Origin of the sequence: Polynucleobacter sp. MWH-Braz-FAM2G, from assembly GCF_018687635.1 — a bacterium.
GTDB lineage: Bacteria > Pseudomonadota > Gammaproteobacteria > Burkholderiales > Burkholderiaceae > Polynucleobacter.
Window position 1 is genome coordinate 297,118 of sequence record NZ_CP061300.1, and the last position, 23,589, is coordinate 320,706.

21 protein-coding genes are annotated in these 23,589 nt (G+C 42.0%); all 21 read left to right on the forward strand.

All coding sequences use genetic code 11. The annotated features are described in order from the left end of the window. The first annotated feature begins 31 nt into the window (after positions 1-31). The 21 genes from FD973_RS01625 to galE all read left to right on the forward strand — a co-directional run bounded on the left by FD973_RS01625 (position 32) and on the right by galE (position 23,419). Entirely contained in the window at positions 32-1,507 is a 1,476-nt protein-coding gene (locus FD973_RS01625; RefSeq protein WP_215323917.1) for a mannose-1-phosphate guanylyltransferase/mannose-6-phosphate isomerase, read from the forward strand. Between the two features lie 51 nt (positions 1,508-1,558). After that, positions 1,559-2,686: a GDP-mannose 4,6-dehydratase gene (gmd, locus tag FD973_RS01630; protein WP_251368801.1), complete on the forward strand. Its 1,128-nt coding sequence runs from the start codon at positions 1,559-1,561 to the stop codon at positions 2,684-2,686. A gap of 21 nt (positions 2,687-2,707) precedes the next feature. Beyond that, positions 2,708-3,685, forward strand: a complete 978-nt coding sequence (locus FD973_RS01635) for a GDP-L-fucose synthase (protein WP_215323919.1) — start codon at positions 2,708-2,710, stop codon at positions 3,683-3,685. Positions 3,686-3,696: 11 nt separating this feature from the next. After that, positions 3,697-5,097, forward strand: a complete 1,401-nt coding sequence (locus FD973_RS01640; protein WP_215323920.1) for an O-antigen ligase family protein — start codon at positions 3,697-3,699, stop codon at positions 5,095-5,097. Between the two features lie 17 nt (positions 5,098-5,114). After that, the gene (locus FD973_RS01645) at positions 5,115-6,086 is read left to right on the forward strand and encodes a hypothetical protein (protein ID WP_215323921.1); all 972 of its coding nucleotides are present in this window, start codon (positions 5,115-5,117) and stop codon (positions 6,084-6,086) included. Next, positions 6,083-6,838: a glycosyltransferase family 2 protein gene (locus tag FD973_RS01650; protein ID WP_215323922.1), complete on the forward strand. Its 756-nt coding sequence runs from the start codon at positions 6,083-6,085 to the stop codon at positions 6,836-6,838. The genes FD973_RS01645 and FD973_RS01650 overlap by 4 nt, the downstream gene beginning before the upstream one ends. A 20-nt stretch (positions 6,839-6,858) precedes the next feature. Beyond that, entirely contained in the window at positions 6,859-7,971 is a 1,113-nt protein-coding gene (locus FD973_RS01655; protein WP_215323923.1) for a glycosyltransferase, read from the forward strand. A gap of 4 nt (positions 7,972-7,975) precedes the next feature. Then, the gene (locus FD973_RS01660) at positions 7,976-9,490 is read left to right on the forward strand and encodes a lipid II flippase MurJ (RefSeq protein ID WP_215323924.1); all 1,515 of its coding nucleotides are present in this window, start codon (positions 7,976-7,978) and stop codon (positions 9,488-9,490) included. Further along, a complete protein-coding gene (locus FD973_RS01665) occupies positions 9,487-10,590 on the forward strand; it encodes a glycosyltransferase family 4 protein (protein ID WP_215323925.1) in 1,104 nt (367 codons plus the stop codon). Before FD973_RS01660 ends, FD973_RS01665 begins: the two co-directional genes overlap by 4 nt. 34 nt (positions 10,591-10,624) lie before the next feature. After that, the gene (locus FD973_RS01670) at positions 10,625-11,554 is read left to right on the forward strand and encodes an FkbM family methyltransferase (RefSeq protein ID WP_215323926.1); all 930 of its coding nucleotides are present in this window, start codon (positions 10,625-10,627) and stop codon (positions 11,552-11,554) included. 151 nt (positions 11,555-11,705) lie between these two features. Continuing rightward, a complete protein-coding gene (locus FD973_RS01675; RefSeq protein ID WP_215323927.1) occupies positions 11,706-12,812 on the forward strand; it encodes an O-antigen ligase family protein in 1,107 nt (368 codons plus the stop codon). Continuing rightward, entirely contained in the window at positions 12,809-13,960 is a 1,152-nt protein-coding gene (locus tag FD973_RS01680; protein ID WP_215323928.1) for a glycosyltransferase family 1 protein, read from the forward strand. The genes FD973_RS01675 and FD973_RS01680 overlap by 4 nt, the downstream gene beginning before the upstream one ends. A 2-nt stretch (positions 13,961-13,962) precedes the next feature. Continuing rightward, positions 13,963-14,769, forward strand: coding sequence for a glycosyltransferase family 2 protein (locus FD973_RS01685; protein WP_215323929.1), 807 nt, complete (start codon positions 13,963-13,965; stop codon positions 14,767-14,769). 18 nt (positions 14,770-14,787) lie between these two features. Next, positions 14,788-15,942, forward strand: a complete 1,155-nt coding sequence (locus tag FD973_RS01690) for a glycosyltransferase family 4 protein (protein WP_215323930.1) — start codon at positions 14,788-14,790, stop codon at positions 15,940-15,942. A 24-nt stretch (positions 15,943-15,966) separates the two neighbouring features. After that, positions 15,967-16,527 (forward strand): sugar transferase, encoded by a 561-nt coding sequence (locus FD973_RS01695; protein WP_215324663.1) that lies wholly within the window; start codon positions 15,967-15,969, stop codon positions 16,525-16,527. A gap of 46 nt (positions 16,528-16,573) precedes the next feature. After that, positions 16,574-18,421: a nucleoside-diphosphate sugar epimerase/dehydratase gene (locus FD973_RS01700; RefSeq protein WP_215323931.1), complete on the forward strand. Its 1,848-nt coding sequence runs from the start codon at positions 16,574-16,576 to the stop codon at positions 18,419-18,421. Between the two features lie 157 nt (positions 18,422-18,578). Continuing rightward, positions 18,579-19,433 carry a Wzz/FepE/Etk N-terminal domain-containing protein gene (locus tag FD973_RS01705; RefSeq protein ID WP_215323932.1) on the forward strand — a complete coding sequence of 285 codons (855 nt, stop codon included), beginning with the start codon at positions 18,579-18,581 and terminating at the stop codon, positions 19,431-19,433. Between the two features lie 421 nt (positions 19,434-19,854). Next, entirely contained in the window at positions 19,855-20,787 is a 933-nt protein-coding gene (locus FD973_RS01710; protein ID WP_215323933.1) for a GDP-L-fucose synthase, read from the forward strand. Next, positions 20,784-21,950, forward strand: a complete 1,167-nt coding sequence (locus tag FD973_RS01715; RefSeq protein ID WP_215323934.1) for a DegT/DnrJ/EryC1/StrS aminotransferase family protein — start codon at positions 20,784-20,786, stop codon at positions 21,948-21,950. Before FD973_RS01710 ends, FD973_RS01715 begins: the two co-directional genes overlap by 4 nt. 280 nt (positions 21,951-22,230) lie before the next feature. Then, on the forward strand, positions 22,231-22,410 hold the full coding sequence (locus FD973_RS01720) for a hypothetical protein (RefSeq protein WP_215324808.1): 180 nt from the start codon (positions 22,231-22,233) through the stop codon (positions 22,408-22,410). After that, on the forward strand, positions 22,403-23,419 hold the full coding sequence (gene galE / locus FD973_RS01725) for a UDP-glucose 4-epimerase GalE (protein ID WP_251368802.1): 1,017 nt from the start codon (positions 22,403-22,405) through the stop codon (positions 23,417-23,419). Before FD973_RS01720 ends, galE begins: the two co-directional genes overlap by 8 nt. Positions 23,420-23,589: the final 170 nt, after the last annotated feature.

The following is a 23,589-nucleotide window of genomic DNA, read 5'->3' on the forward strand; positions in this document are numbered from 1 at the left end:
ATAAAAAGCATAAAAAGTGCTTTGACCCTACATGGCATTAGTGATTCCAGTCATTTTGTGCGGCGGCTCCGGAACGAGGCTTTGGCCTTTATCTCGTGCAGGTTTTCCTAAGCAATTTTTAGTGCTCTCAGGGGATGACAGTAAACAGAGTCTTTTCCAGCAAGCGGTTGAGCGGCTCAATTCGTTAAAGAGCTCGGAAATTACTATCGGCAATACCCTCGTGGTTACCAATGAAGAACATCGCTTTTTAGTATTGGATCAGTTACGTGAATTGCAATACATCGATGCTCGCTTATTACTAGAGCCAGTGGGGCGGAATACTGCGCCTGCCTTAACGATGGCTGCCTTGTGTGCCCAAGAGATCGGTGATGATCAGGATCCTATTCTGGTGATTTCACCGGCGGATCAGACCATTCAAAATACAGCAGCCTTTACAAAGGCACTAAGTGACTGTATCCATACGGTAGAGACTGCCAACAATATGGTTGCCATTTTGGGGATTACACCAACAGCTCCAGAAACCGGATATGGCTATATTCAGCGCGCTGGTGAAAAAGACCAAAATAATGCATTTAAGGTGAACCGTTTTGTTGAGAAGCCTGACGGTAAAACTGCCCAAGACTATATAGCGCTGGGCACTTACCTTTGGAATAGTGGCATGTTTGTTCTTAGAGCAAGTACTTGGTTAGCGGCTTTAAAAGAGTTTCGTGCTGACATCTTCGAGGCATCCCAAAAAGCATGGGCAGTTAGGTCGGATGACGATACTGGGGGCTCTAACTTTGTTCGCCCTGGGAAATCAGAATTTGAAAGCATCCCTAGTGAATCGATTGACTACGCAGTCATTGAGAAGTGTCCTGGATCCAATTTTCCTATCAAGATGATAGAACTTAATGCTGGTTGGAATGATCTGGGCGCATGGGATGCGGTATGGCAGGTGGGGCGGCAAGATCAAGATGGAAACGTCACCACCGGTGACGCATTATTAACTAATACTAAAAACTCATTGGTGCATGCTAATAGTCGATTAGTCAGTGCCGTCGGGGTTGAGGATTTAGTCATTGTTGAAACGGCTGACGCAGTTCTGGTAGCCAATAGAAGCAATAGCCAAGATGTCAAAAATATTGTGACCCAGCTAGAAGCGCAAGGACGTGCGGAGAAAAACCTCCACCGAAAAGTATCTCGGCCATGGGGTTGGTATGACAGCGTAGATGAGGGCGAACGTTTTAAAGTGAAGCGTATTCAAGTCAAGCCAGGGGCGAGTCTTTCCTTGCAAATGCACCATCACCGTGCTGAGCACTGGATTGTAGTGAAGGGGGTTGCGGAAATTACCAATGGCGATCAGGTCATCACCTTGAAAGAGAATCAAAGCACTTACATTCCGCAAGGCCAAATCCATCGTTTAGCCAACCCTGGCTCAGAGCCTTTGGAGATTATTGAAGTTCAATCGGGTAGCTATTTAGGTGAAGACGATATTGTGCGATTCGAAGATACCTATGGTAGAAGTTAGAATTATTTATTAAATTCAGAAGAAATATTTAAGCAAATGGAAACATTGAGCATGAGCAAGCAAAAAGTCGCCCTGATTACTGGGATCACGGGCCAAGATGGTTCTTATCTGGCTGAGTTTCTGTTAGATAAGGGTTACATTGTTCACGGCATTAAACGCCGTGCTTCATCTTTTAATACCGATCGGATTGATCACATTTTCCAGGATCCCCATGTAAATCACCCTAATTTGATCTTGCATTATGGCGATTTAACAGATACCAGTAATCTGGTGCGCATTATTCAGGAATCTCAGCCTGATGAAATTTACAACTTAGGCGCACAATCGCATGTAGCAGTGTCATTTGAGTCCCCCGAGTACACGGCGGATGTTGATGCTATCGGCCCTTTACGATTATTGGAAGCCATTCGTATTTTGGGCTTGGAAAAGAAAACCCGTTTTTATCAAGCTTCCACCTCTGAGTTGTATGGCTTAGTCCAAGAAATTCCACAAAAGGAAACTACGCCGTTCTATCCACGCAGTCCCTATGCAGTAGCAAAGATGTACGCCTATTGGATTACGGTGAACTATCGTGAAGCTTATGGCATCTACGCATGTAATGGCATTTTGTTTAATCATGAATCAAAGCGTCGCGGTGAAACTTTTGTTACCCGTAAAGTGACGCGTGGATTAGCCAATATTGCGCAAGGCTTAGAGAAGTGTCTGTACATGGGCAATATAGATGCTTTGCGTGACTGGGGTCATGCCAAAGATTATGTGCGCATGCAGTGGTTGATGTTGCAGCAAGAGCAGCCTGAAGATTTTGTGATTGCCACAGGAGTGCAGTTTACCGTCCGTGAATTTATTATTCGCAGTGCTAAGCAACTGGGCATTACCCTCAAGTTTGAAGGTGTGGCTGAAAATGAAAAAGCAATCGTTGCATCGATTGAGGGTGATCAGGCGCCTGCATTGAAGGTGGGGGATGTGATTGTGCAGATTGATCCACGCTATTACCGTCCAACTGAAGTAGAGACTCTTCTTGGCGACCCCTCTAAAGCAAAAGCGAAACTGGGTTGGGTGCCAGAAATTACACTCGATCAAATGATCATTGAAATGGTAGCGAATGATCTTGATCAAGCCAAGCAACATGCCTTATTGACTAAGCATGGATTTTCAGTAGCAGTTGGCACTGAGAAATAACTCCTTATCTAAGAAACTTGAATGAATTCAGATTTGAATCAGAAAATCTATGTAGCGGGTCATCGGGGGATGGCAGGGTCTGCCATCGTTCGCAACTTAGTGGCTCAGGGTTATCAAAATATTATTGGCCGCACGCATACCGAATTGGATTTAACGAATCAAGCGGCAGTAGCTCACTTCTTTAGCGAACAAAGACCAGATCAAGTGTATCTAGCAGCCGCCAAAGTAGGTGGGATCCATGCAAACAATACCTTTCCTGCAGAATTTATTTATAGTAACTTAATGGTGCAGAACAATGTCATTCATCAAGCTTTTGAGAGTGGCGTTAAAAAGCTTTTATTCTTGGGTTCAAGTTGCATCTATCCCAAGCTTGCGCCGCAACCAATGGCAGAAAATGCTCTTCTCACTGGTAAGTTAGAGTCAACGAATGAGCCGTACGCCATCGCAAAAATTGCGGGTATTAAATTGTGTGAAAGCTATAACCGTCAATATGGTGAATCACATGGCATAGACTACCGCTCCGTCATGCCAACCAATCTTTATGGCCCTGGGGATAATTATCATCCTGAGAATAGCCATGTAATTCCTGCGTTGATTAGAAGATTTCACGAGGCTAAAGTAAATGAGGCTTCCGAGGTAGTAATTTGGGGAACGGGTACCCCCAAAAGAGAATTTTTATACGTAGATGACATGGCTGCCGCATCCGTCTTCGTGATGAATTTGCCAAAATCAACTTATGACGAAAATATCGAGCCGATGGAAAGTCATATTAATGTGGGCTACGGAAGTGATATTACTATTTTGGAATTAGCCCATGCTGTAGCAAGGGTAGTTGGGTATGCGGGCAAGATTACAACCGATCCAAGTAAGCCTGATGGCACCCCTAGAAAGCAAATGGACTCGAGTAAATTAAATGATCTTGGTTGGCAGGCCCAGTACGATTTGGGTACAGGGCTTGTGCTTGCGTACGCTGATTTTCAGAAGAATTATGGCGTATAAATATTGACCCAATGACGCTATCGATTACTCAATCATCTGTCCGTGTATCAAACCTGCCTGATTGGGTGATTCGTTTGCAATGTGCGGCTTTTGTGCTGCTCTATGCTGTTTGGATTCTTCCGGAGATTGTTGGCTTTCGTAATGTGGCCCTAGTTGTTGGGGCTTGTACAGGGATCTATTCGATTTGGCACTATCGTCAGCTGGTTTTGCAAGTGCGGGCTTTACCTCTTTACTGTATTGCAGCTCTATTTGTTTGGGCCAGTTTTCATTTAGTCTTTTTGAGTCAGAATCCTGAGCTCTCCAAGATGGAATATGTACGTATTTGGAAATATACCGCTTTGGGGGCCGTGATGGCGGCAGGCTTGGGGCTATCTTTAATACGAGCCGATCCAAAGGATTATTGGCGTGTCATCTATTTTGGTTTGTGTGCACCAGTTCTCATTTATTTATTTAAGTTTGGCGTCTCAAAGATTGGTCTCGGCTTGGGATTGGATGTCCCCGCAGCAATTCGGGTGTATGAGGTATCGCAACCTTTTTATGTTCCTAAAACTGATTATGTAGCGTTTTGTTTGCCTGCGCTTTCAGTGGCGCTGGGACGTTTACTTGCTTTGTCCCATCTTCATACCCGCTGGCGCTCTCAGAATTTTTTCGACTTGTTGATTCAAATTTTCATTAGCGTCTCAACACTATTTCTATTTACAGCGCAGAATATTAAAAATGGTTTTGCTTATGCTGTCTTACTGATCATCATTTTTACCGTATTTTTATTCTTTGAATCAAGAGCTAAGCTGAGTTGGCAGAAGCTTTCAGTCATACTGTTGGTCATCGCCATATTTGGCGGAGCCGCTAGTCTTCATTCGCAAAAGAATAGTTCTTGGAAAAATCTGATTGCCGATGCCAAGATTGGTGCGCAGTTAGATGTCTATCCGCAGTGGAAGTATGCGAGCGAACAAGGCTACCCTTTGAATGAGTTTGGTGTTCAAGTATCCCCCACCAATTACGATCGTGTTGCCTGGGCAATTGCCGGCTTTCAATTATCGCTAGAACATCCCCTAGGGTATGGATTAATTGAGGATTCATTCGGTAAGTTAGCCAAGCTTCGTTGGCCTGAGGTTAGCCCGAATTTATCTCATAGTCACAGCGGTTGGTTGGATCTGATCTTGGCAGTTGGTTATCCTGGATTTGGACTGATTTTTTCTGCACTTCTACTGACCCTGTTCCATGCGAAATCAATCAAGGAGCCATGGGGGAGCTTTGTTTTTTGGGCTCTCCTATCAAATCTACTTTTATGGTGCACCACTGAAGTATCGGCAACGGTGACATTTGCAACACTCATCTTTTGGATATGCTTAGGTAGTGGGCTGAGCCTGGTAAGGAACACATCGTTACTTGCGGCTGATGAAATTGCATAAGTGAATGATTCGTTGATATGAGCCTGAAGATAAACTACATTTCCTACGTAGATCCAACGCGTCATCGGGGTGGCGGGGAAATGGTAGGCTTAGATATTATTCAGGCTGCTAAAGCTAGGGGACATACGGTTTCAATCACGTCCGTAAGACCGAGTATGCATACAGGGTTTGATCCTTCAGCTGATTTGGACTTGGTTGTTGATTTATTCAACTATCCAAGTACTTTAAAGAGTCTTGGTGCATGGCTAGATTTTACAAGTGCCTTTCGCGAACAAATCCTGCGTAGAAAAAAGTTTGTGCACTTAACAAATGCCTATTCCGATATCTGCAACGAACCATACTTACCTTGCTCGGGATTTGCCAAAACAGAATGCCCCTCTAAATCTGTTTTGAAAATTGCAAATAATCTAGCCCTTAAAGACTTTAGTGGAAAGTGTTTTTCTACTCGCTCAGAAATTAAAGATTTTTTTAGCCAGTCTAAACTCAATATATTTGTATCGCCCATGCACCGTGATGTATCAATGGACATCTTGCATTTGGATAATGTCCCGCCCAGTTATATTTTGAAACCCACCGTTGATAAAACTCGCTTTTTTAATCAGAATGGAGTGCGAGATATTGAGTATCTCTTTGTTGGGGTGATTGGAGAGGCAAAGGGTCTAGAGGAGATGCGTAAGCGCTTTTCAGGTAGCGATATTCATTTTGCTGGCAAGTTATTTCCTGGGGCCAAGCTTGATTTTGGGACGTATCATGGTGCAGTCACTTATGATGAAGTTCCTAAGTTGATGAATAGAGCAAAGAACTTTGTGTTTTTGCCGCGCTGGCCTGAGCCTCAAGGTAGGGTGGTGATCGAAGCAGCTTTATGTGGCTGTAATTTAATTGTGAATGAGCGCGTAGGTGCTTGTTCATTTCCGTTTGATATTAGCAATCCACAAAATTTTGATAATCCTACCCAAGAGTTTTGGGATGAAATAGAGAAAGTATTATGAGTCATCTAAAAAATCCCAAGGTCAGCATCATTATTCCTGTTCTTCATTGGAAAAGGCCTTTAAATAAAAAACGTTTTTTTATGCCACGGCAAACTCTTGTCGAAACCTTGGCGGACATTAAGAAGAATGTGCAACTCTCATATGAGGTAGTAGTGATCTGTAATGGCCAAGATCAAGAGTTGCTTGACTTTATTAAGGCTAGCCCAAACATTGATAAATATGCTATCAATAGTGTCAACGTTGGAGTAGCCCGTTCTTGGAATATGGGCGCTCAATTGGCTGAAGGAGAGTTTCTCTGTTATCTAAATGATGATGTTTCTATAGGGCAAAATGCTTTAGAGATTCTATTGGAGCACTTTAACAATCCTCTGGTTGGTGAGGTTGGACCAGAAGGTTCATATTGGCGTGATTGTGCGCACCATAGCTTTCCAGAAAGCAAGGAACCAGTAGTGACGGATGTAGTGTCTGGATTTTGTTTTTTGGTGCGATCTAGAGTATTTCATGAGCTTGGGGGATTTGATATTGCCTATAGCCCAGCAGGTTGCGAAGAGATTGACTTTAGTTATCGCATTCGTCAAGCAGGACTGCAGTGCCTAGTAGATCCAAGAGTGAATATCAAGCATTTTCATCATCACAGTGTGAGCTCCCAAAAAATAGATATTCATTACCTCAGTAAAACCATTGATACTGAAGCGCTTCATTTACGAAATACGGCGTATTTTCGGAAAAAATGGGCAGGAGTATTCCCCTAGACCAGGGTAATTAATTGCACATGAAAAAGATCGCTCTAGTTAGCTCCCTTAAATCGACTGCTACTGCCAATTATTTTCTTAAGGCATTTCAGGATTTGGGTTGTCTAGTTTTTGTGATTTCGGATGTACCCCATCCATTAGCCAATGTGGTTGTGTCTGGTGCTGTAGATCTGCCAGAGATATTGAAAAAAAATCACTTCCAGCCTGATCTAGCCCTTTTTATTGAAGGTGGAACAATGCAATTGTTCCCACAAGGTCTCGAGAAGATGTCTTGCATGACTGCCTGGTATGGGATAGATACCCATATGGATTATGCAAAGCATTTGCGTATTGCTCACTTATTTGACGTTACTTTTATCGCTCAACAGGAGTATGTTGCGAAATTAGTTGCTGATGGCATCCCGCAGGTGTTCTGGTTGCCACTTGCATTTGAGCCTAGCTTGCATCCAGCGGGCAATCTAGAGCGGATATATGACATAGGATATGTTGGTTCTGATAACGCACAAATGCATCCAGTAAGGCATCGCATACTGAAAAACCTGAGTAATCATTTTTCGAAGATGTGGAAGGGTATGACCAGTCCACAGGAGATGGGTGTTATTTATGCGCAAAGTAAGCTTGTTTTTAACAAGAGCGTCAATAACGATTTAAATATGCGCTACTTTGAGGCAATGGGCGCTGGCGCAGTATTAATGACTGACCCGATTCAAAACAATGGAGTAGAGCAGTTATTTGATGGGGGTAAGCATTTCCTGCGATATGACAGCGAATCCGATGCCCTTGAATTAGCCAAGACTGTGTTAGCCGACCCTGAGCGCCTTCAGCAAATAGGCCAACAAGCTCGCGATGAAGTTCTTGCTAAGCATACCTATTTACATCGCGTCAAAACTCTTCTGGAAATTTTGCCAAATTATCGTAAATTGGATAAACCGAGCCTTGAAAATTATTTCCCTGTCTACATGGCTTTAGGCATGTCTGTTGATGCATTAGCTATTGTCAGTAAGGTTCTGCGCAGTAACCCAAAAGGGCGTCGAGAAAAACTAGTCAATCTGACTCTAGCTATTGCCATTGATATGATTTTATTGCCCGCTCGTCTAATTACTGGCCTATACCAGCGTCTTCGGTCGCGCTAAGTGTATGGTAGCTAGTTTTCGAAAAAATGTATTTTGGACTGTGCTATTAGCGGCTGGAGCTTTTGTATTTAGCTTTGCCAGTCAAATTGTTATTTCCTATTTTTATGGGACTTCTGCAGAGCTTGATGCTTACTGGGCTGCTTTGGCGATTGTCAATTTATTAATTTTCCCTATTCATCCCTTTAGAGAGTCCCTTGTTCCTGAAATCCATCGACGTTCTCTTGAGGATTCTCAAAAAAATGCTTCTGACTATTTTAGTAAGGCGCTTACATTAATTCTGATGATTGCAGTAGTCGGCTTAGGCTTAAGCTTCCTATTGCCTAATTTTTTAGCTGGTTTGGTGGTTAGTTCAACTTCAGAGCATTTGCAGTCATTAGTATCACAGCAGTTATTGTGGTTGGCGCCAGCCATTATCTTGCTGGCGCTCTCGGAAACATTTAACTCCTTATTGGCTTCTTATCATGCAGTAATTCTGCAGTCGGTTTCTCGCTTGCTGGCAGCTGGATCTACCTTAGTAATTATTGCCATGATGGCAGGAGTGGTTGGCATCCACGCATTAGCTTTAGGTTTTATGGGTGGTCAATTAATCACAGTGATAGCTCTATATATGGTGATTAGAAAGCATGGTTTGCGCTATCGTTTTGCCTGGCCTACAAATTTGGGTAAAGCATTCTTTACTCTTGGAGGGGCTTTGCTGATTAATTACTCTGCCAGCCAAATTTATTCCATTTATGAGAAATTTATTTTCTCGGGATTTAGTAAGGGCTTAATCTCAGCTTTTCAGTATGGCGTTTCGTTAACCAATGTTCTCATTACAGTTTTAGGGCTAAGTTTGGCAAGCGTTTTCTGGCCCCGTTTTTTAGGGTATGCAGCTAGTCAGGATCTTGATAAGGCTAACCGAGATATGACTATTGCGTTGAAGATGATCCTTTTGGGTATGGGTGTAATTTGCGCAATCATCTACTGTAATGCCGAAACTATCATTGATATTTTATTTTTTAGGGGTGCTTTTGACTCAGAGTCAGCCATTAGAACAAGTCAAGCGTTGAGGGCAACTATCTTTACTGCTATTCCTATTGCCGCATCATCTATCTTAGGTAGGGCATTGATTTCATTTGGAGCAGCAAAGAACGTTATGATGATAGGCATCCTCACTGCTATCTCTGGATTGCTAATTTTATATTTTTCACAGCAATTTAATCTTTATGAGATGGCGATATTACATTGGCTTTTTGCTAATGTAATTAGTTTTGCAGTTTCTGGTTTTTTATTTCTTCAGCTTCTAAATCGCCCGATTAAATACTACTTATTATCATGCTGGTGGGTTTTGCGCTTCATTGCAATGTTGCTGATTGCGATATCCATCAATCAATTATTAATTAGTGCTTTTTTTGATGGCAATCATGGCATTGTCATTGTGTTTATTTCCTCATTGCTTATGGTTATTTGTGGTGGAGTGATTGCCTATTTATTTGGTTTTCTCAGAGGGCTCCCTTCATTTGCAGGTTTTGCACGATGATTCGAGTGCTAATGATTGTCCCGCGCTTTGAAAGCACTGGTAGAGGGGTGGAAGTATTTGCAAGATATCTTGCTACTGGTCTTGACAAAGCACGATTTAGTGTGACGATTCTATCGGGCATACATTCAAGCGTTATACCTGATGTAGATTGCATTCAATTTCCAATTGTTACACGCGAAACTTTATCTGCTAAGTTCATTAATCGGATACTAAAGTTTTTACCGGCACGTTTTTTGTGTACGCCTGTTGATCTTGAGTCTCTATCACTAGTTTGGCGCGCGCGTCATTACTTAAGGAATCATTCATTTGATGTCATTTTGCCTTTCGGTGGCACATGGACTTATCGTTTTGCAAATTGGTATAAAAAGGATGCAAAAATTATTTCAGTGGGGCATGCGGGTCCTTTGAAGGCTGATTTAGCAGTATCAGATTTTTTTGTGGCGTTAACGCCTACTGATGAAGAGCAAGCAAATCAACTAGCTCCACATGTATCAACAAAAGTCATTCCAAACGGAGTGGACCTAAAGGCGTTTTATCCCTCAACGCTTTCAAAGAAAAATCTTGCGAGACAAACCATATTGTGTGTTGGCGCTTTTTCAGACGACAAGCGTCAAGATCTATTATTGGATGCTTTAGCATTCTTGGACCCCAAGATTCACTGTATATTGGTTGGAAAAGGTCCCAGAAAAAAATTACTCGAAGAGCATCCTCAAGCAAGGTCAGGAAGAGTCCAATTTATGGAGTTACCCCATCAAAAGATGCCCCACCTTTACCAACAAGCAGATGTGTTCAGCTTGCCAGCACCCTATGAGGCATTTGGTTTGGTTTTTTTAGAGGCTCTAGCATCGGGTTTACCAGTGGTTGCCAATGATGGGCCGAGGCAACGGTTTGTCATTGGAGATGAGGGAATTTTTTGCGATGTGACTGATCCAAAGGCGTATGCAAGAGCCTTGGAGGTGGCCCTCGCTCTTCCATCTGCAACCATAAGCGCAAGACAGGTCAATAAATTCTCATGGCAAGATATCATTGGGCAGTATGAGCAGTTATTGTTGGATATAAATGGGAATGCTTGCCATGGGGCAAAGAAGGATCACATCTAGATTAAAGGCGCTTTTGGAGAGTTTTCCTATAGTATTGGCTGATATTGGCGCGGCGGGCGGCATCCATGAGCGTTGGAGTGAGCTGGGTGCTGGTTTAAAGGTAATGGGGTTTGAGCCTGATCAGCGTGCATTTGCGGGTCTTATTAAAAATGAGCAAATGGTTTGGATTAACGCCGCACTCGCAGACTATGAAGGTGATGCGACACTTTTAGTTACCCGTCATCAAACCAATACTTCTTTATTGAAACCCAATAGACTTGTTATAGATTCGATTTATCAAAACCCAAGTGACTTTGATGTGGTTAAGGAGGTTACGGTTCCATGTACCACTCTAGATAAAGCAAGCTTGCAAAGCGGGCTTGCACCGACGGCCATCAAAATTGATACGCAAGGTACAGAACTATCAATTCTAAAAGGCGCTCTTAACTGCTTGAAGAATTCATTACTTGTGATTGAGTTAGAGGTAGAGTTCGTTGAGCTCTATCAACATCAACCACTTTTTGGGGAAATTGATTCATTTCTGAGAGATCAAGGATTTGTCTTATTTGATCTGGGCAATCTATTGATGTTAAAACGCGGATCTTATGGCTTTTCCCAAGAACGAAAGGGGCAGATTATTGCTGCTGATGCGCTGTATTTCAGGACGCCGGATAATCTTGCAAAACTATTAGATTCTTTAAATGGTGAAAGTGCAATCAATTTGATTGCTCAATACTGTGGAGTATGTTCTCTGTATGGATATCGTAATTTAGCCTTAGAGGCGTTGCAACTGCTGCATCAAAAAAATCTCATTTCAAAAAAAGTATTTGAAGATTTTTGCAATGCCATTTCCTTTTCTGGTGCCGCTGGAAAAGATGTATTTTGGCCAGGACAAGGAAGATTACATGCTTGGCTTAAAAGGTGGGTTAACAAATTAGAACCAAGACAAAATTCCATTTGGATTAATGACATAGGTAACGAGTAGTATGTTGCGCGTATTCAATCGTTTTACCCAAGACAAGCCAATGCTCTTCATGTGGCTACTAGGTACCTATTATGTGCTGATACTGAATCAGCATTTCAATGTCCCGCTTCGAATTATTCCTTGGTTGCTCATTGGGTTTGCTGGCTATATTTTGTGGAAAAAGTACAAAGAACTTTCTCCAAATGCTATTCATATCGTCGATTTATTTTCTTCACCTACTATTAAAAGCCTGATGCTTTCGCTTGGTGTAGTTAGCCTTTGCTTTTTCATCGCAACCCTTGCGCAACCATCAGGTACTAAAGGGTTGTATGACTTATTAACCATTTATATTGGCCCCATTACTTTAGGCATCTTGGCCTTTATAGTCTTCCCAAAAAAGATTGAAAGTATCGAGTTTTTGAATTTAGCATGTGCGGCCTCAGTAATTTTTTTGGGGTTTACTGATATTTTTCACTACGGTCGTGAGCTTTACCAGCAGGGAACATTCGGACACCCATACACTCATCGTTGGTTTAGTGATGGGTATTTGTTTTTTATGCCATGGCTACTTATGAGATTTTTTTCAAATAACAGAGATTTGAAAAAGTTGGGTTGGTTTTTTTTAATTACGATGATTTTAATTTTATTGCTAGCTACCGGCGGTTCTAGAGGCTCTATGGTAGTTGTTATTTCTCAAATTTTAATTTTTGTCTGCCTTTACTCTAATAAACGCTCTTTTTTCTTTGGTGCTGCACTCCTATTGATGATGTTAGGTATTGGATTTTGGGGTGCACTACAACTTGCTCCTAAGGCTATAAGCATTTCTTTGGAAAAGGGTCTATTTGTTGGGGACAGAATGAATGATGCATGGTTGCCTGTTCTTGATTTTATTCGACATGACTTTTGGATTGGCCATGGCTTTGGTCGAGCGGTGTGGGATCAAGCATATGCTATTTTTTTAACTCAACACGAGAGATGGCCGGGCATTAATTGGGGTGGACCGCACAATCAAGTGCTAGATGTCGCCTTTATAGGTGGCGTGTTTGCAGTTATTGCTTACTGTGTAGCTTGTTTTTTGATTGTAAAAATCCTATTTACATTGGCACGTAGGAGTAGTCCTGAAATTGCTGGCGCCGCTCTTGCCACTCTCTGTTCCTTTGTTGGTCTTTACTTGGTGCGTGGTCTGGTAGAGTCGATTCGTTGGGAACCGCTTGGCATTATCCTAACTTGGTGCTTGTACTTAAGCTATCTTAATCAGAATCAATCGGCTGAAGAATGAAGATCTTAGTGGATCTCAAAAATCTAGCCTTATATAACGGCGGTATAGCCCACTGGATTCGGCCTCTAATAATGAATTGGATTCAAAGTCTAAATGTGTCAAGCCAAGTGATCAGTGTTTTTCCTGCTTCACCTGATTTGAAAAAGATTGATATTCCAGTTGAGGAAATTGTGGCGATTCCATGGCCAATCGGTTTGCCTAGAAATCTGCGTCATCCGTTTTATGACAACTGGTTATTCCCTAAAGCGCTTAAACAAATCCATCCACAGTTTTTATTCTCTCCTTACCACGACTTACGTATTCCAAAGAGGAGTAATTTAATTTTTGCTGTGATTACCGTTCATGATCTTTGTTTTATTGATGTGCCCCAAAGTTATCCATTCTTTATTCGACAATATTATTTATGGATGATGCGATTAAATATTGCACGTGCTCATCATATATTGACTGTTTCTGAATCCACTAAGCAGCGATTGATTAATCAATTTGCTTTAAAAGAAGATGTAATTTCGGTAGTCCCGAATGCACTGGAGGAAGAGTTTTTAAATTCTGAACCTTCTTCTTCGAGTATTGGTGGGTGGCGACAGCTTCATCAAATAAATGGTGCCAAGATAGCTTTGTATGCTGGAGGTATTGAGTACCGCAAAAATGTTGAAAGACTGATTTCAGCTTTCAGAGTGCTGTGGCAACAAGGATATTTAATATCACTATGTATTACTGGAAAGTTAGATTTTCGCTGGCAGCATCTGTTTTCTGAGGGGGAAATTAGCTCTGGCAAGATTAAGTTTTTAGGTTACCTGTCACTTTCTGAGCTGCGTATAGCATATTCTTCTGTAGATTGCATCGTCTACCCCTCGTTGTGTGAAGGCTTTGGTAGGGTGTGTTTAGAAGCAATGGCATGCGGCACACCATTAGCTTGCTCTAATTTGGCAGTTTTTCATGAGGTAGCCGGCGACTATCCTCATTATTTTGATCCCACAGACGTTGAAAAGATGGCTATCTCCATAAAATCTGCTGCTGAACAAGGGCGTCAAGAACCTTTTGAGGATGATCGCTATCGCCTTGCGACGGTACAAAAGAAATTTACAACAGTGATGAATAACCTAGTCGATCAAGCCAAGTGTTTATTCAATTCAGGGCTTGCCTGAATATGAGTACAAAACAGATACCCGTCTCTGTTGTGATTCCTTGTTATAAATCTAAGGGCACCATAGAACGTGCTCTGAATTCGATATTGGATCAAACTGTTTCTCCGGCTGAAATTATCTTGGTAGATGATGCTAGTCATGACGGAACTTATGAAAAATTATTATCTTTACAAAAGCAATTTCCACTTGCCAATATCATTGTTGATGTTTTAGATAAAAATGGTGGACCTGGTGAGGCTCGTAACCGAGCATGGTCGCTGGCTAGTCAGCCTTGGTTGGCATTTTTGGATGCTGATGATGCGTGGTGTGCCGACAAATTGAAAACCCAATGGGATTGGATCGAGCATCATCCTGATGCGGTGGTGGTAGGTCATTTGACTAAAGAGGTTTCACAAGATGATTTCAATAAAGTTTGTTTTGGACATTCTGCTGATTTGACTGATGCTAAAAGCATTACTTTTCTCGACATGTTGATTGCTAATCGATTTTTTACTCGAACTGTGATGTTAAGGGCAGATGTTCCGTATCGTTTTCAGTGTCGTAAATTTACGGAAGATTATTTACTTTGGCTTGAGATTGTTTTATCGGGTGCGTCTGCATATGTATTGAATCGAGTGATGGCAGTAAGTTTTAGACCAGAATTTAGTGCTGGTGGGTATAGCGGGCAGCTATGGAAGCATGAGAAGCGCGAATTACGTTCTTGGATTTTTTTATATCAACAGAAGAAAATTTCAGTATGGATATTAATTGCAGCACTTCCTTGGTCTTATCTTAAATATCTCAGACGTGCTTGGCGAAGAAGTATTTAGTGTCTTAAAGAGAATTTCATGAGCTCATCTAAAAAGAAAGTATGTATGTTGGCAGCCACTCCGCTGACTATCCATTTCTTTTTGAAGCCACATTTGATTGAATTAGCAAAAGAATATGATGTCACTTTAGTCCTCAACTTGCAGAATGATTCATATCTTCCACCATTAGATTTACCAATTGAGATTATTGACATCTCGATTGCTAGAAAAATTTCTCCACTAGCCGATCTAACTTGTTTGTTTTCTTTAATTCGTTTGTTCAAGAAAAATAAATATGACTTATTAATTACCGTAGTGCCTAAGGCGGGTCTATTGGGTATGCTGGCCGGAGCCTTTGCAGGCATTGCTAAACGCATTCATATCTTCCAAGGTGAGGTATGGGCTAATCGTTCTGGGTTTGGACGTTGGTTATTGAAGACTTGCGACCAAATTACTGCAACCCTTGCTACTAAGGTATTGGCGGTAAGTGCATCCGAAAAGGATTTTTTGGTGCGAGAGGTTGTAATCAATACCAATCGTATAGAAGTCTTAGGTAAGGGGTCTATCGGGGGTGTTGATTTAAAGCGCTTTGCCCCCAATCCAGAAAAAAGAGTAGAAATACGTTCTTCGTTGGGCATTCCCCAAGATGCAATAGTGATCTTGTTCATGGGCCGCTTAGTTGCTGATAAAGGTATTTATGAGTTGGCGCAAGCTTATTTCCAAGCCGTCCATCATCATCCAAATCTTTGGCTATTACTTGTTGGTCCCGATGAGGAGGGTGAGTTAAATAATTTAGATTTTGGTAGGTTTGTGACTCAGGTAAAGCGCGTGCCTTACACCACTGAACCTGAATCGTATTTGGCTGCATCCGATTTATTATGTTTGCCAAGTCATCGAGAGGGTTTTGGAGTAGTCATTATTGAAGCTGCCGCAACAGGTATTCCAGCTATTGGATCTAAAATTTATGGAATTAGTGATGCGATCATTGATGGGCAAACAGGCTTATTGTTTGAGTGCGCCAATGTACAAGCGTTGCAGGCATGTATTGAGAGGCTGGTGTCAGATGTGGAGCTTAGAAAAATGCTTGGGAATCAAGCCCGATTGAATGTAGAAAAACACTTCAGCAATGCTCAGGTAGTCAATCACTATATTGAATATATTCGGAATACTTTAAACACAACAAGCGCTCACTAATAGATCAAGAATATTCAAAATATGATTAAGCGCATCTTTGATTTAATTGTTGCGGTAGCGGTCGGAATTTTATTTTTGCCGCTGATTTTGTTGACCTATTTATTAGTCAGGCTAACTTCAAGTGGACCTGCAATTTACTGGTCCAAGCGTGTTGGTAAGAATAATCAACTTTTTGAAATGCCCAAGTTTCGGAGTATGAAAATAGATACTCCAGCACTCGCAACGCATTTGCTAGCTAATCCAGACAGTCATTTAACCCCAGTGGGTGGATTTATTCGCAAGACTAGCTTAGATGAATTACCCCAGCTATGGAGTATTTTGGTAGGGGACATGAGTTTGGTGGGCCCTCGTCCAGCACTCTTTAACCAAGATGATCTCATCGCGATGAGGACTAAGCTTGGTATAGAAGCCTTGACCCCAGGTTTGACAGGCTGGGCCCAAGTGAATGGACGCGATGAATTGGACCTGCCAACTAAGGTAGACTTCGACTATCAGTATTTGCAACGCCAGTCCTTGGGGTTTGACCTCAAAATCCTCTGGTTGACATTTCTGAAAGTGTTGCGCTCTGAGGGCGTAACTCATTGATTGATATAAGTAGTTTAGAAAGTCTGCAGTGCTTAACAGTTTAATAATGCCCATCCTGAGTTTGCCTCGCTTGGCTAAGCGTCTCTTAGTCTTTGGTGTGGACGCTTTCCTATGCATTTTTACTGTTTGGTTAGCCTATTACTTGCGTATGGGTTATGTGGTTCCGCTAAAGGGTGAGCCACTTATTGCAGTTGGAATTTCTTTAGTATTAGCGTTACCCATTTTTGTTAGCAGTGGTTTATATCGCGCCATCTTCCGATATTCAGGCTGGCCAGCTTTATTAACGGTAGCAAAGGCGTGCCTTATTTATGGCTTTGCTTATGCCAGTGTGATTGTCACTATGGGTTTCCAAGGCGTTCCTAGAACCTTAGGATTTATTCAGCCAATCCTGCTACTTTTTTGTGTGGGTTTCACTCGTTCATTTGCTAGTTATTGGTTGGGAAGTTCGTATCGTCATCAGCTAAAACTGGGTGCAGTACCTAGGGTGTTGATATATGGCGCAGGTTCTGCTGGCAGACAATTAGCAGCCGCTTTACGCAATAGTCATCAAATGCGTGTAGTGGGATTTTTAGATGATGCTAAAGAATTGCAAGGGCATGTATTAAATGGCATCACGATTTATAAGCCTAGTGATCTTAGTAATTTAGCCAGTTCTCTTAGGGTCAATGATGTGCTCTTGGCTCTGCCTTCAGTGAGTCGCCAAAGACGTAATGCCATTCTAGAGCTCATTACTAAATCAAAACTAGCAGTACGCACTCTGCCGAGCGTAACCGATCTTGCTAAAGGTAAAGTCACTGCATCAGATATTCATGATCTGGATATCGAGGACCTACTGGGTAGGGATCCGGTGGCTCCTAATCCAGAGTTACTTGCAAAAAATATTACTGGTCAAGTGGTAATGGTAACAGGCGCTGGCGGCTCTATAGGAAGTGAGTTGTGTCGTCAGATCATCAGGCAAAAACCGAAGATGTTGATCTTGTTTGAGCAAAGTGAGTACGCCCTATATTTAATCGATCAAGAGCTCAGAAATAAGTTAGATGAAAACTCGACAGTTGAGTTGGCTCCTACTTTGGGTTCTGTGCAAAATGCTTCGCGCGTTGATGAAGTTCTGAGTCTTTATAAACCCTATATTATTTTTCATGCAGCGGCATATAAGCATGTGCCCTTAGTGGAGAGCAATCCTAAGGAAGGTATTGAAAATAATGTGTTTGGAACGCAAGTGCTGGCAACAGCGGCAATGAACCAAGGTGTGCAACACTTTGTTTTAGTAAGTACCGATAAAGCAGTTCGACCTACCAATGTCATGGGTGCCACTAAACGACTTGCTGAACTGGTGCTCCAAGCATTGGCTCAAGAAGTTAAAAATGGTGAGACTATTTTTTCCATGGTCCGCTTTGGAAATGTTCTGGACTCTTCTGGCTCAGTAGTCCCGCTTTTTAGAAAGCAGATTAAAGATGGGGGTCCCATTACTCTGACTCATCCAGAGGTCACGCGCTATTTCATGACCATTCCTGAGGCAGCTCAATTGGTGATTCAGGCAGGTGCCATGGCAAAAGGTGGGGAGGTGTTTGTCTTGGACATGGGTCAACCCGTCAAGATTGCTGATTTAGCCCACCATGTCATTAAGTTATCAGGTCTAGAGTTAAAGAATGAAGAAAATCCCGAGGGTGATATCGAAATAGAGATTACAGGTCTTAGACCAGGGGAAAAGCTCTATGAGGAGCTATTAATAGGGGAAAACCCAGAACCTACTACTCATCCTAGAATTCTGAAGGCTAATGAGGAATTTATTGAATTGGAAGTGTTAGAACAGCGCCTTGCAAGTATTCATTTGACCTTCAGAACTGGAAATCAAGTTGAAATTAGTAACCAATTACGAGCTACCATTGTCTGATATGTCCCCGCCGTTAATGTAGTTTATGGAGGCTGTGTTGCTGTAATTGATCGTCAAAATGTCGGTTGAAATGCTGATTGCTTTTATAATTAGCTCGAAAATGAAAGGCATAACGAGCAGGCTTTTACTATTGAAACCTAGAGTCTAGAAAATATTCGTGAGCGTATATAGTGAACATCAAAAAAATACTGAGCAAGGTGAAATCTCTCTTGTTGGTATTCTACTTTTTCTCAAAGGAGCCAGTCGAATCCTTGTAGTCACTGGCGTTATCGGACTAGCCCTTTCTATTGTCTACTTGGGTATTGTTCCTAAACAATACGAGGCTGTTGCCCAAATACAGGTTGCGCAAATTATTGTTGGAAACAATAATCTCAATCTTACAACTACTAATGTTGAAGAACCGCCTTTTGTTATCGCTCGCTTCTCGCAGCCCACTAGCTTTACTCAGCAAGTTCTAGTTGCCTGTAGGGTGGATGGGGATACCAACCCGGGCGGAATACTCGCTAAGTCTATCAAAATGACGTCACCCAAGGGGCTCCCTAACTTAATCGAACTCAGGACCTATGCAGCTTCACCCCATGACGCGCAGTCCTGTGCCCAAGCAATTTTTGAGCTTATAAAATCCACCCAAGCGCTGATTGTAGCGCCTTACATAGACAGTGCAAAGACTAGGCTGGCAGGGGATGAAGAGCGTCTTCTTAAGGTCAAAGATCTGCTGGTCAAGGCCGACAAGTCACGCTCGGCCGTGGGGGCAACCTATCTGGCAACCAGGGACGAGATACGCTCCCTGTTAGATGAGATTGCGATCCTCAATAACATCATATCTAGTAACCAAATTGGAGTAACTCGCTTGCTTAGTCCGATCTATGCAAACGATACACCAATTGCTCCTAAAAACCGCCTAGTTTTATTGGTTGGTTTGTTGAATGGGCTATTGTTCGGTTTGCTGCTCGCCTTTGTGCGTCAGATGACCGCTAATCTAAAAAATGATATGGGTGGTGGCTCATGGTGAAATGGATGCAGATTGGGTTAGCGTTTAAGAGATCCTCTAGATCGGGCGCCAGAAGGCTCATTCTTTAAGAATGAACAATTAATTTATCTTTCATGCTGTCGATGAACATTCCAATAGATGCTAATAACTACGCTGTTAGTCACAGGACCATGGTGGCCTTCCTCATCGGAGCCCCTCGCATTTAGGGGTATATACTATTGGCCTATGAATAACGCTTTTTGGCGACCCCTTTAAATCAAAAGTGAATCTGGGTTTGAATCTTAAATTACTCTAGATAAAATAACTTTTGAAATGGTGTTTAAAAACCTGGTCAGGCAAACAACTTATCATATCGAGTAAGCAAGTTTTTTCATTAGCCGTTTAAGGGGAGAGCTAAATTCATGCCTTATGTTTACTTAAACCTTAATCATCAAGGTAAAAAATGAGTATAAAACCCATAGTTTTATTAACCGGTGGGCGTGGAATGGTGGGTCGCAACATTCTGGAGCATGCTATGGCGCCGCAATTTTCTTTTTTGGCGCCAACTAGCAAAGAGTTAGACTTGCGAGACTTTGCTAAAGTTCAAGAATATATTAATACTTATTCACCAGAACTTGTAATTCATGCAGCTGGGTTAGTCGGTGGTATACAGGCAAATATGGCCAGTCCAGTCGATTATTTAGTTGAGAATATTGATTTGGGACGCAATGTAATCCTAGCATCCCGCAATGCAGGTATTAAGAAATTATTAAATCTTTCAAGCTCCTGCATGTATCCACGTAATGCTTCTAATCCTCTGACTGAGGATCTCATTCTTAGGGGTGAGCTTGAGCCTACTAATGAAGGATATGCCCTAGCTAAAATATTTGCTACGCGTCTTTGTGAGTACATACATAAAGAAAATATAGCATTTCAATATAAAACATTTATCCCTTGTAATTTATATGGACGTTTTGATAAGTTTGATCCTAAACATTCCCACTTAATTCCAGCAATAATCCATAAGGTGCATCTGGCAAAGCTAAATCAACAAAAAACTGTTGAAATTTGGGGGGATGGTGGCGCGCGTCGTGAATTTATGTATGCGGGTGATTTGGCTGATGCAGTGCTAAAGGCTATTAATGATTTTGATCGAGTGCCATCTCTTATGAATGTAGGTCTTGGGCACGACCATAGCATCAACGAATACTACGAGGTTGTTTCTAGGATAATTGGTTGGAATGGTGAATTTACCCATGATCTTAGTAGGCCAGTTGGTATGAAGCAAAAGTTGGTTTCTATTGAGCGGCAAAAAATTTGGGGATGGCAAGCAACCACATCTTTGGCTGATGGTATTTCGAAGTCCTATAATTTTTATTTAAAGAGCATTCAATGAATTTTAAATATCCATTGGCTACCGAGACCTGGGATAAGGCCGAATACCAAGCTTTGCAACATGTTATTGAAAGTGGTAGATTTACGATGGGCCCCAAAGTCGCAAAGTTTGAGTATGACTTTGCAAGTTACATTGGTAGCAAATATGCAGTAATGGTCAATTCTGGATCTTCAGCAAATTTGCTAATGGTGGCAGCACTTTTCTATACCAAAAACTCTTATCTAAAACTATATCCAGGCGATGAGGTGATTGTTCCCGCAGTTTCGTGGAGCACTACGTACTACCCTTTATATCAGTATGGTCTGAAGATAAAGTTTGTCGACATTGATCTTAATACCTTGAATTATGATTTAGATCAACTACGCTTGGCGGTTACTGATAAAACTCGAGTAATAATGGTTGTCAATTTATTGGGTAATCCTAATGATTTTTCAGTAATTCAAAATATTATTGAGGGTCGCAATATTGTTATGATTGAAGACAATTGCGAATCTTTAGGCGCAGAATTCAATGGTAAAAAGGCGGGTACTTTTGGGGTCATGGGGAGTTTTAGTTCGTTTTTTTCTCACCATATTTCCACAATGGAAGGTGGCATCGTTGTTACTGATGATGAGGAGCTTTATCATATACTTTTGTCCTTGCGAGCTCATGGCTGGACTAGAAATCTGCCTAATGAAAACCTAGTTTTCGGAACCAAAAGTGATGATCCCTTCGAGGAATCCTTTAGGTTTGTTCTTCCAGGCTATAACGTAAGACCGCTTGAGATGTCTGGTGCACTGGGGATTGAACAAATAAAAAAATTACCTCATTTAATTGCTGAGCGTCGTAAGAATGGCTGTTTGCTTCAAAAAGCTTTATTTAACCACCCAGAGCTATTGATTCAAACAGAAATTGGTCAAAGTAGTTGGTTTGGTTTTAGCTTAGTAATTAAGTATGGCTCAAGGTGGACTAGGAAAGGGTTGGTGCAAAAGCTAAATAATTTAGGGTTTGAATGTAGACCTATTGTTGCTGGTAACTTTGCCAAAAATGAGGTGGTGAAGTACTTTAACTCTGAGGTATTTGACCGGCTAATTAACGCTGAGCATGTTGATAAAAATGGACTCTTTATCGGAAATCATCATTACCCAATTGAAGATGCTATTGCCACTTTACGATGCTTATGATTTCATGAAATGAAAACATAACACACTTATGGGGATTAAACTTAACTTATGATTCTGATGAAATTGTGTCAAGTAACTTTTTGATTGAACCCTTTACTAATTAAGACTGCAAAATACTTAACCCATCCACACCATTCTCAAATTTTATTGCGAATGAAAGCCTCAAAAGGAGGCACGAGGTCGTGCGCCTTAATAATTTTGTCATGAAGGAAGGATCATATATCTTCTGCGCCCATAAAGTTCAGGGCATAATTAAGCGCATCAAGGCCAAGGGTATGAAATGATTGTTCATGAACGCGCGCTAAAGGAAGTGGGGTTTTACAACCCCTGCATGGAGGGCAATTGGACTCAGTTCAGGCTCCATGCTGTTATGATCATTGCCAATCGCAATGCATCAGCACTTTTGGAGGTTAACTCTACGATGGGCAGTCAGGACTTTTCGGGGTGGACTGGTGAGTAGGCTCTTGATTACGGGCGGGACTGGTTATATCGGCAGTCATTCCGCTGTTGCACTATCCAAAACTGGCCATCAAGTTGTGCTTTACGATAACCTATCGAACAGTAACCGTACTATTCTTCAAAGCCTAGGCTTAATAGTTGGGCATCATATGTCTTTTGTGGAGGGTGATGTACGCGATACCAAGTTACTCATAAGTACGCTCACTTCCCACAATATCGATGCTGTAATCCACTTCGCAGGACTGAAGGCGGTCGGCGAGTCAGTTGAAAAGCCAGTCGACTATTACGCTAATAATGTCCAGGGCGCCATCAGTTTGCTACAGGCAATGCAGTTTGCTCAGGTTAAGACACTCGTATTCAGTAGTAGCGCCACAGTTTACGGTGAACCACGCTATCTCCCATTGAACGAAAGTCATTCCACGATTGCTACTAACCCTTACGGTCGAAGCAAGTTGCACGTTGAAGAAATGCTTGCTGACATTGCTGCATCAGATGCGGACTGGCGTATCGCCTGTCTGCGTTATTTCAATCCAGTAGGAGCTCATGAAAGTGGCTTGATTGGTGAGAACCCTAGTGGCATTCCCAATAATCTCATGCCCTACCTTGCCCAAGTGGCTACTGGACAGATCCCAGAACTTAGTGTGTTTGGTGATGATTATCCTACTACCGATGGTACGGGTGTGAGGGACTTTATCCATGTTATGGACTTGGCGGAAGGACATATTCTCGCATTAACTTACCTATCTCGAAACACTGGGTGGCATGCTGTTAACTTGGGCACTGGAAAAGGTTATAGTGTGCTAGATATGATTCAGGCGTTTGAAAAAGCATCTGGCCGCCAGGTGCCCTACAAAATTGCTCCCCGTCGCGCAGGTGATGTGGCCATCTGCTATTCTGACCCCAAAAAGGCAAGTGAACTATTAAAATGGCGTGCTGCCCGCACATTGGATGACATGTGTGCAAGTACTTGGCGCTTCCATCAGTTTCGAAGATTGAGTGTTGAGTCATGAGTCACTCAATGAGAGTGCGCCAGTTAACCTTTTTGAGGACTCTAGTATCTTTCTGCGACCACTTTGCGGGCAGCCTTCCTGAGCAGTTTCTGTTTATGATGGATCTTAGTGCTGTAAAGATATTTGACTTTAAAATCATAGCTAGAATGCCAAACAAAAGTGCGGTCGAA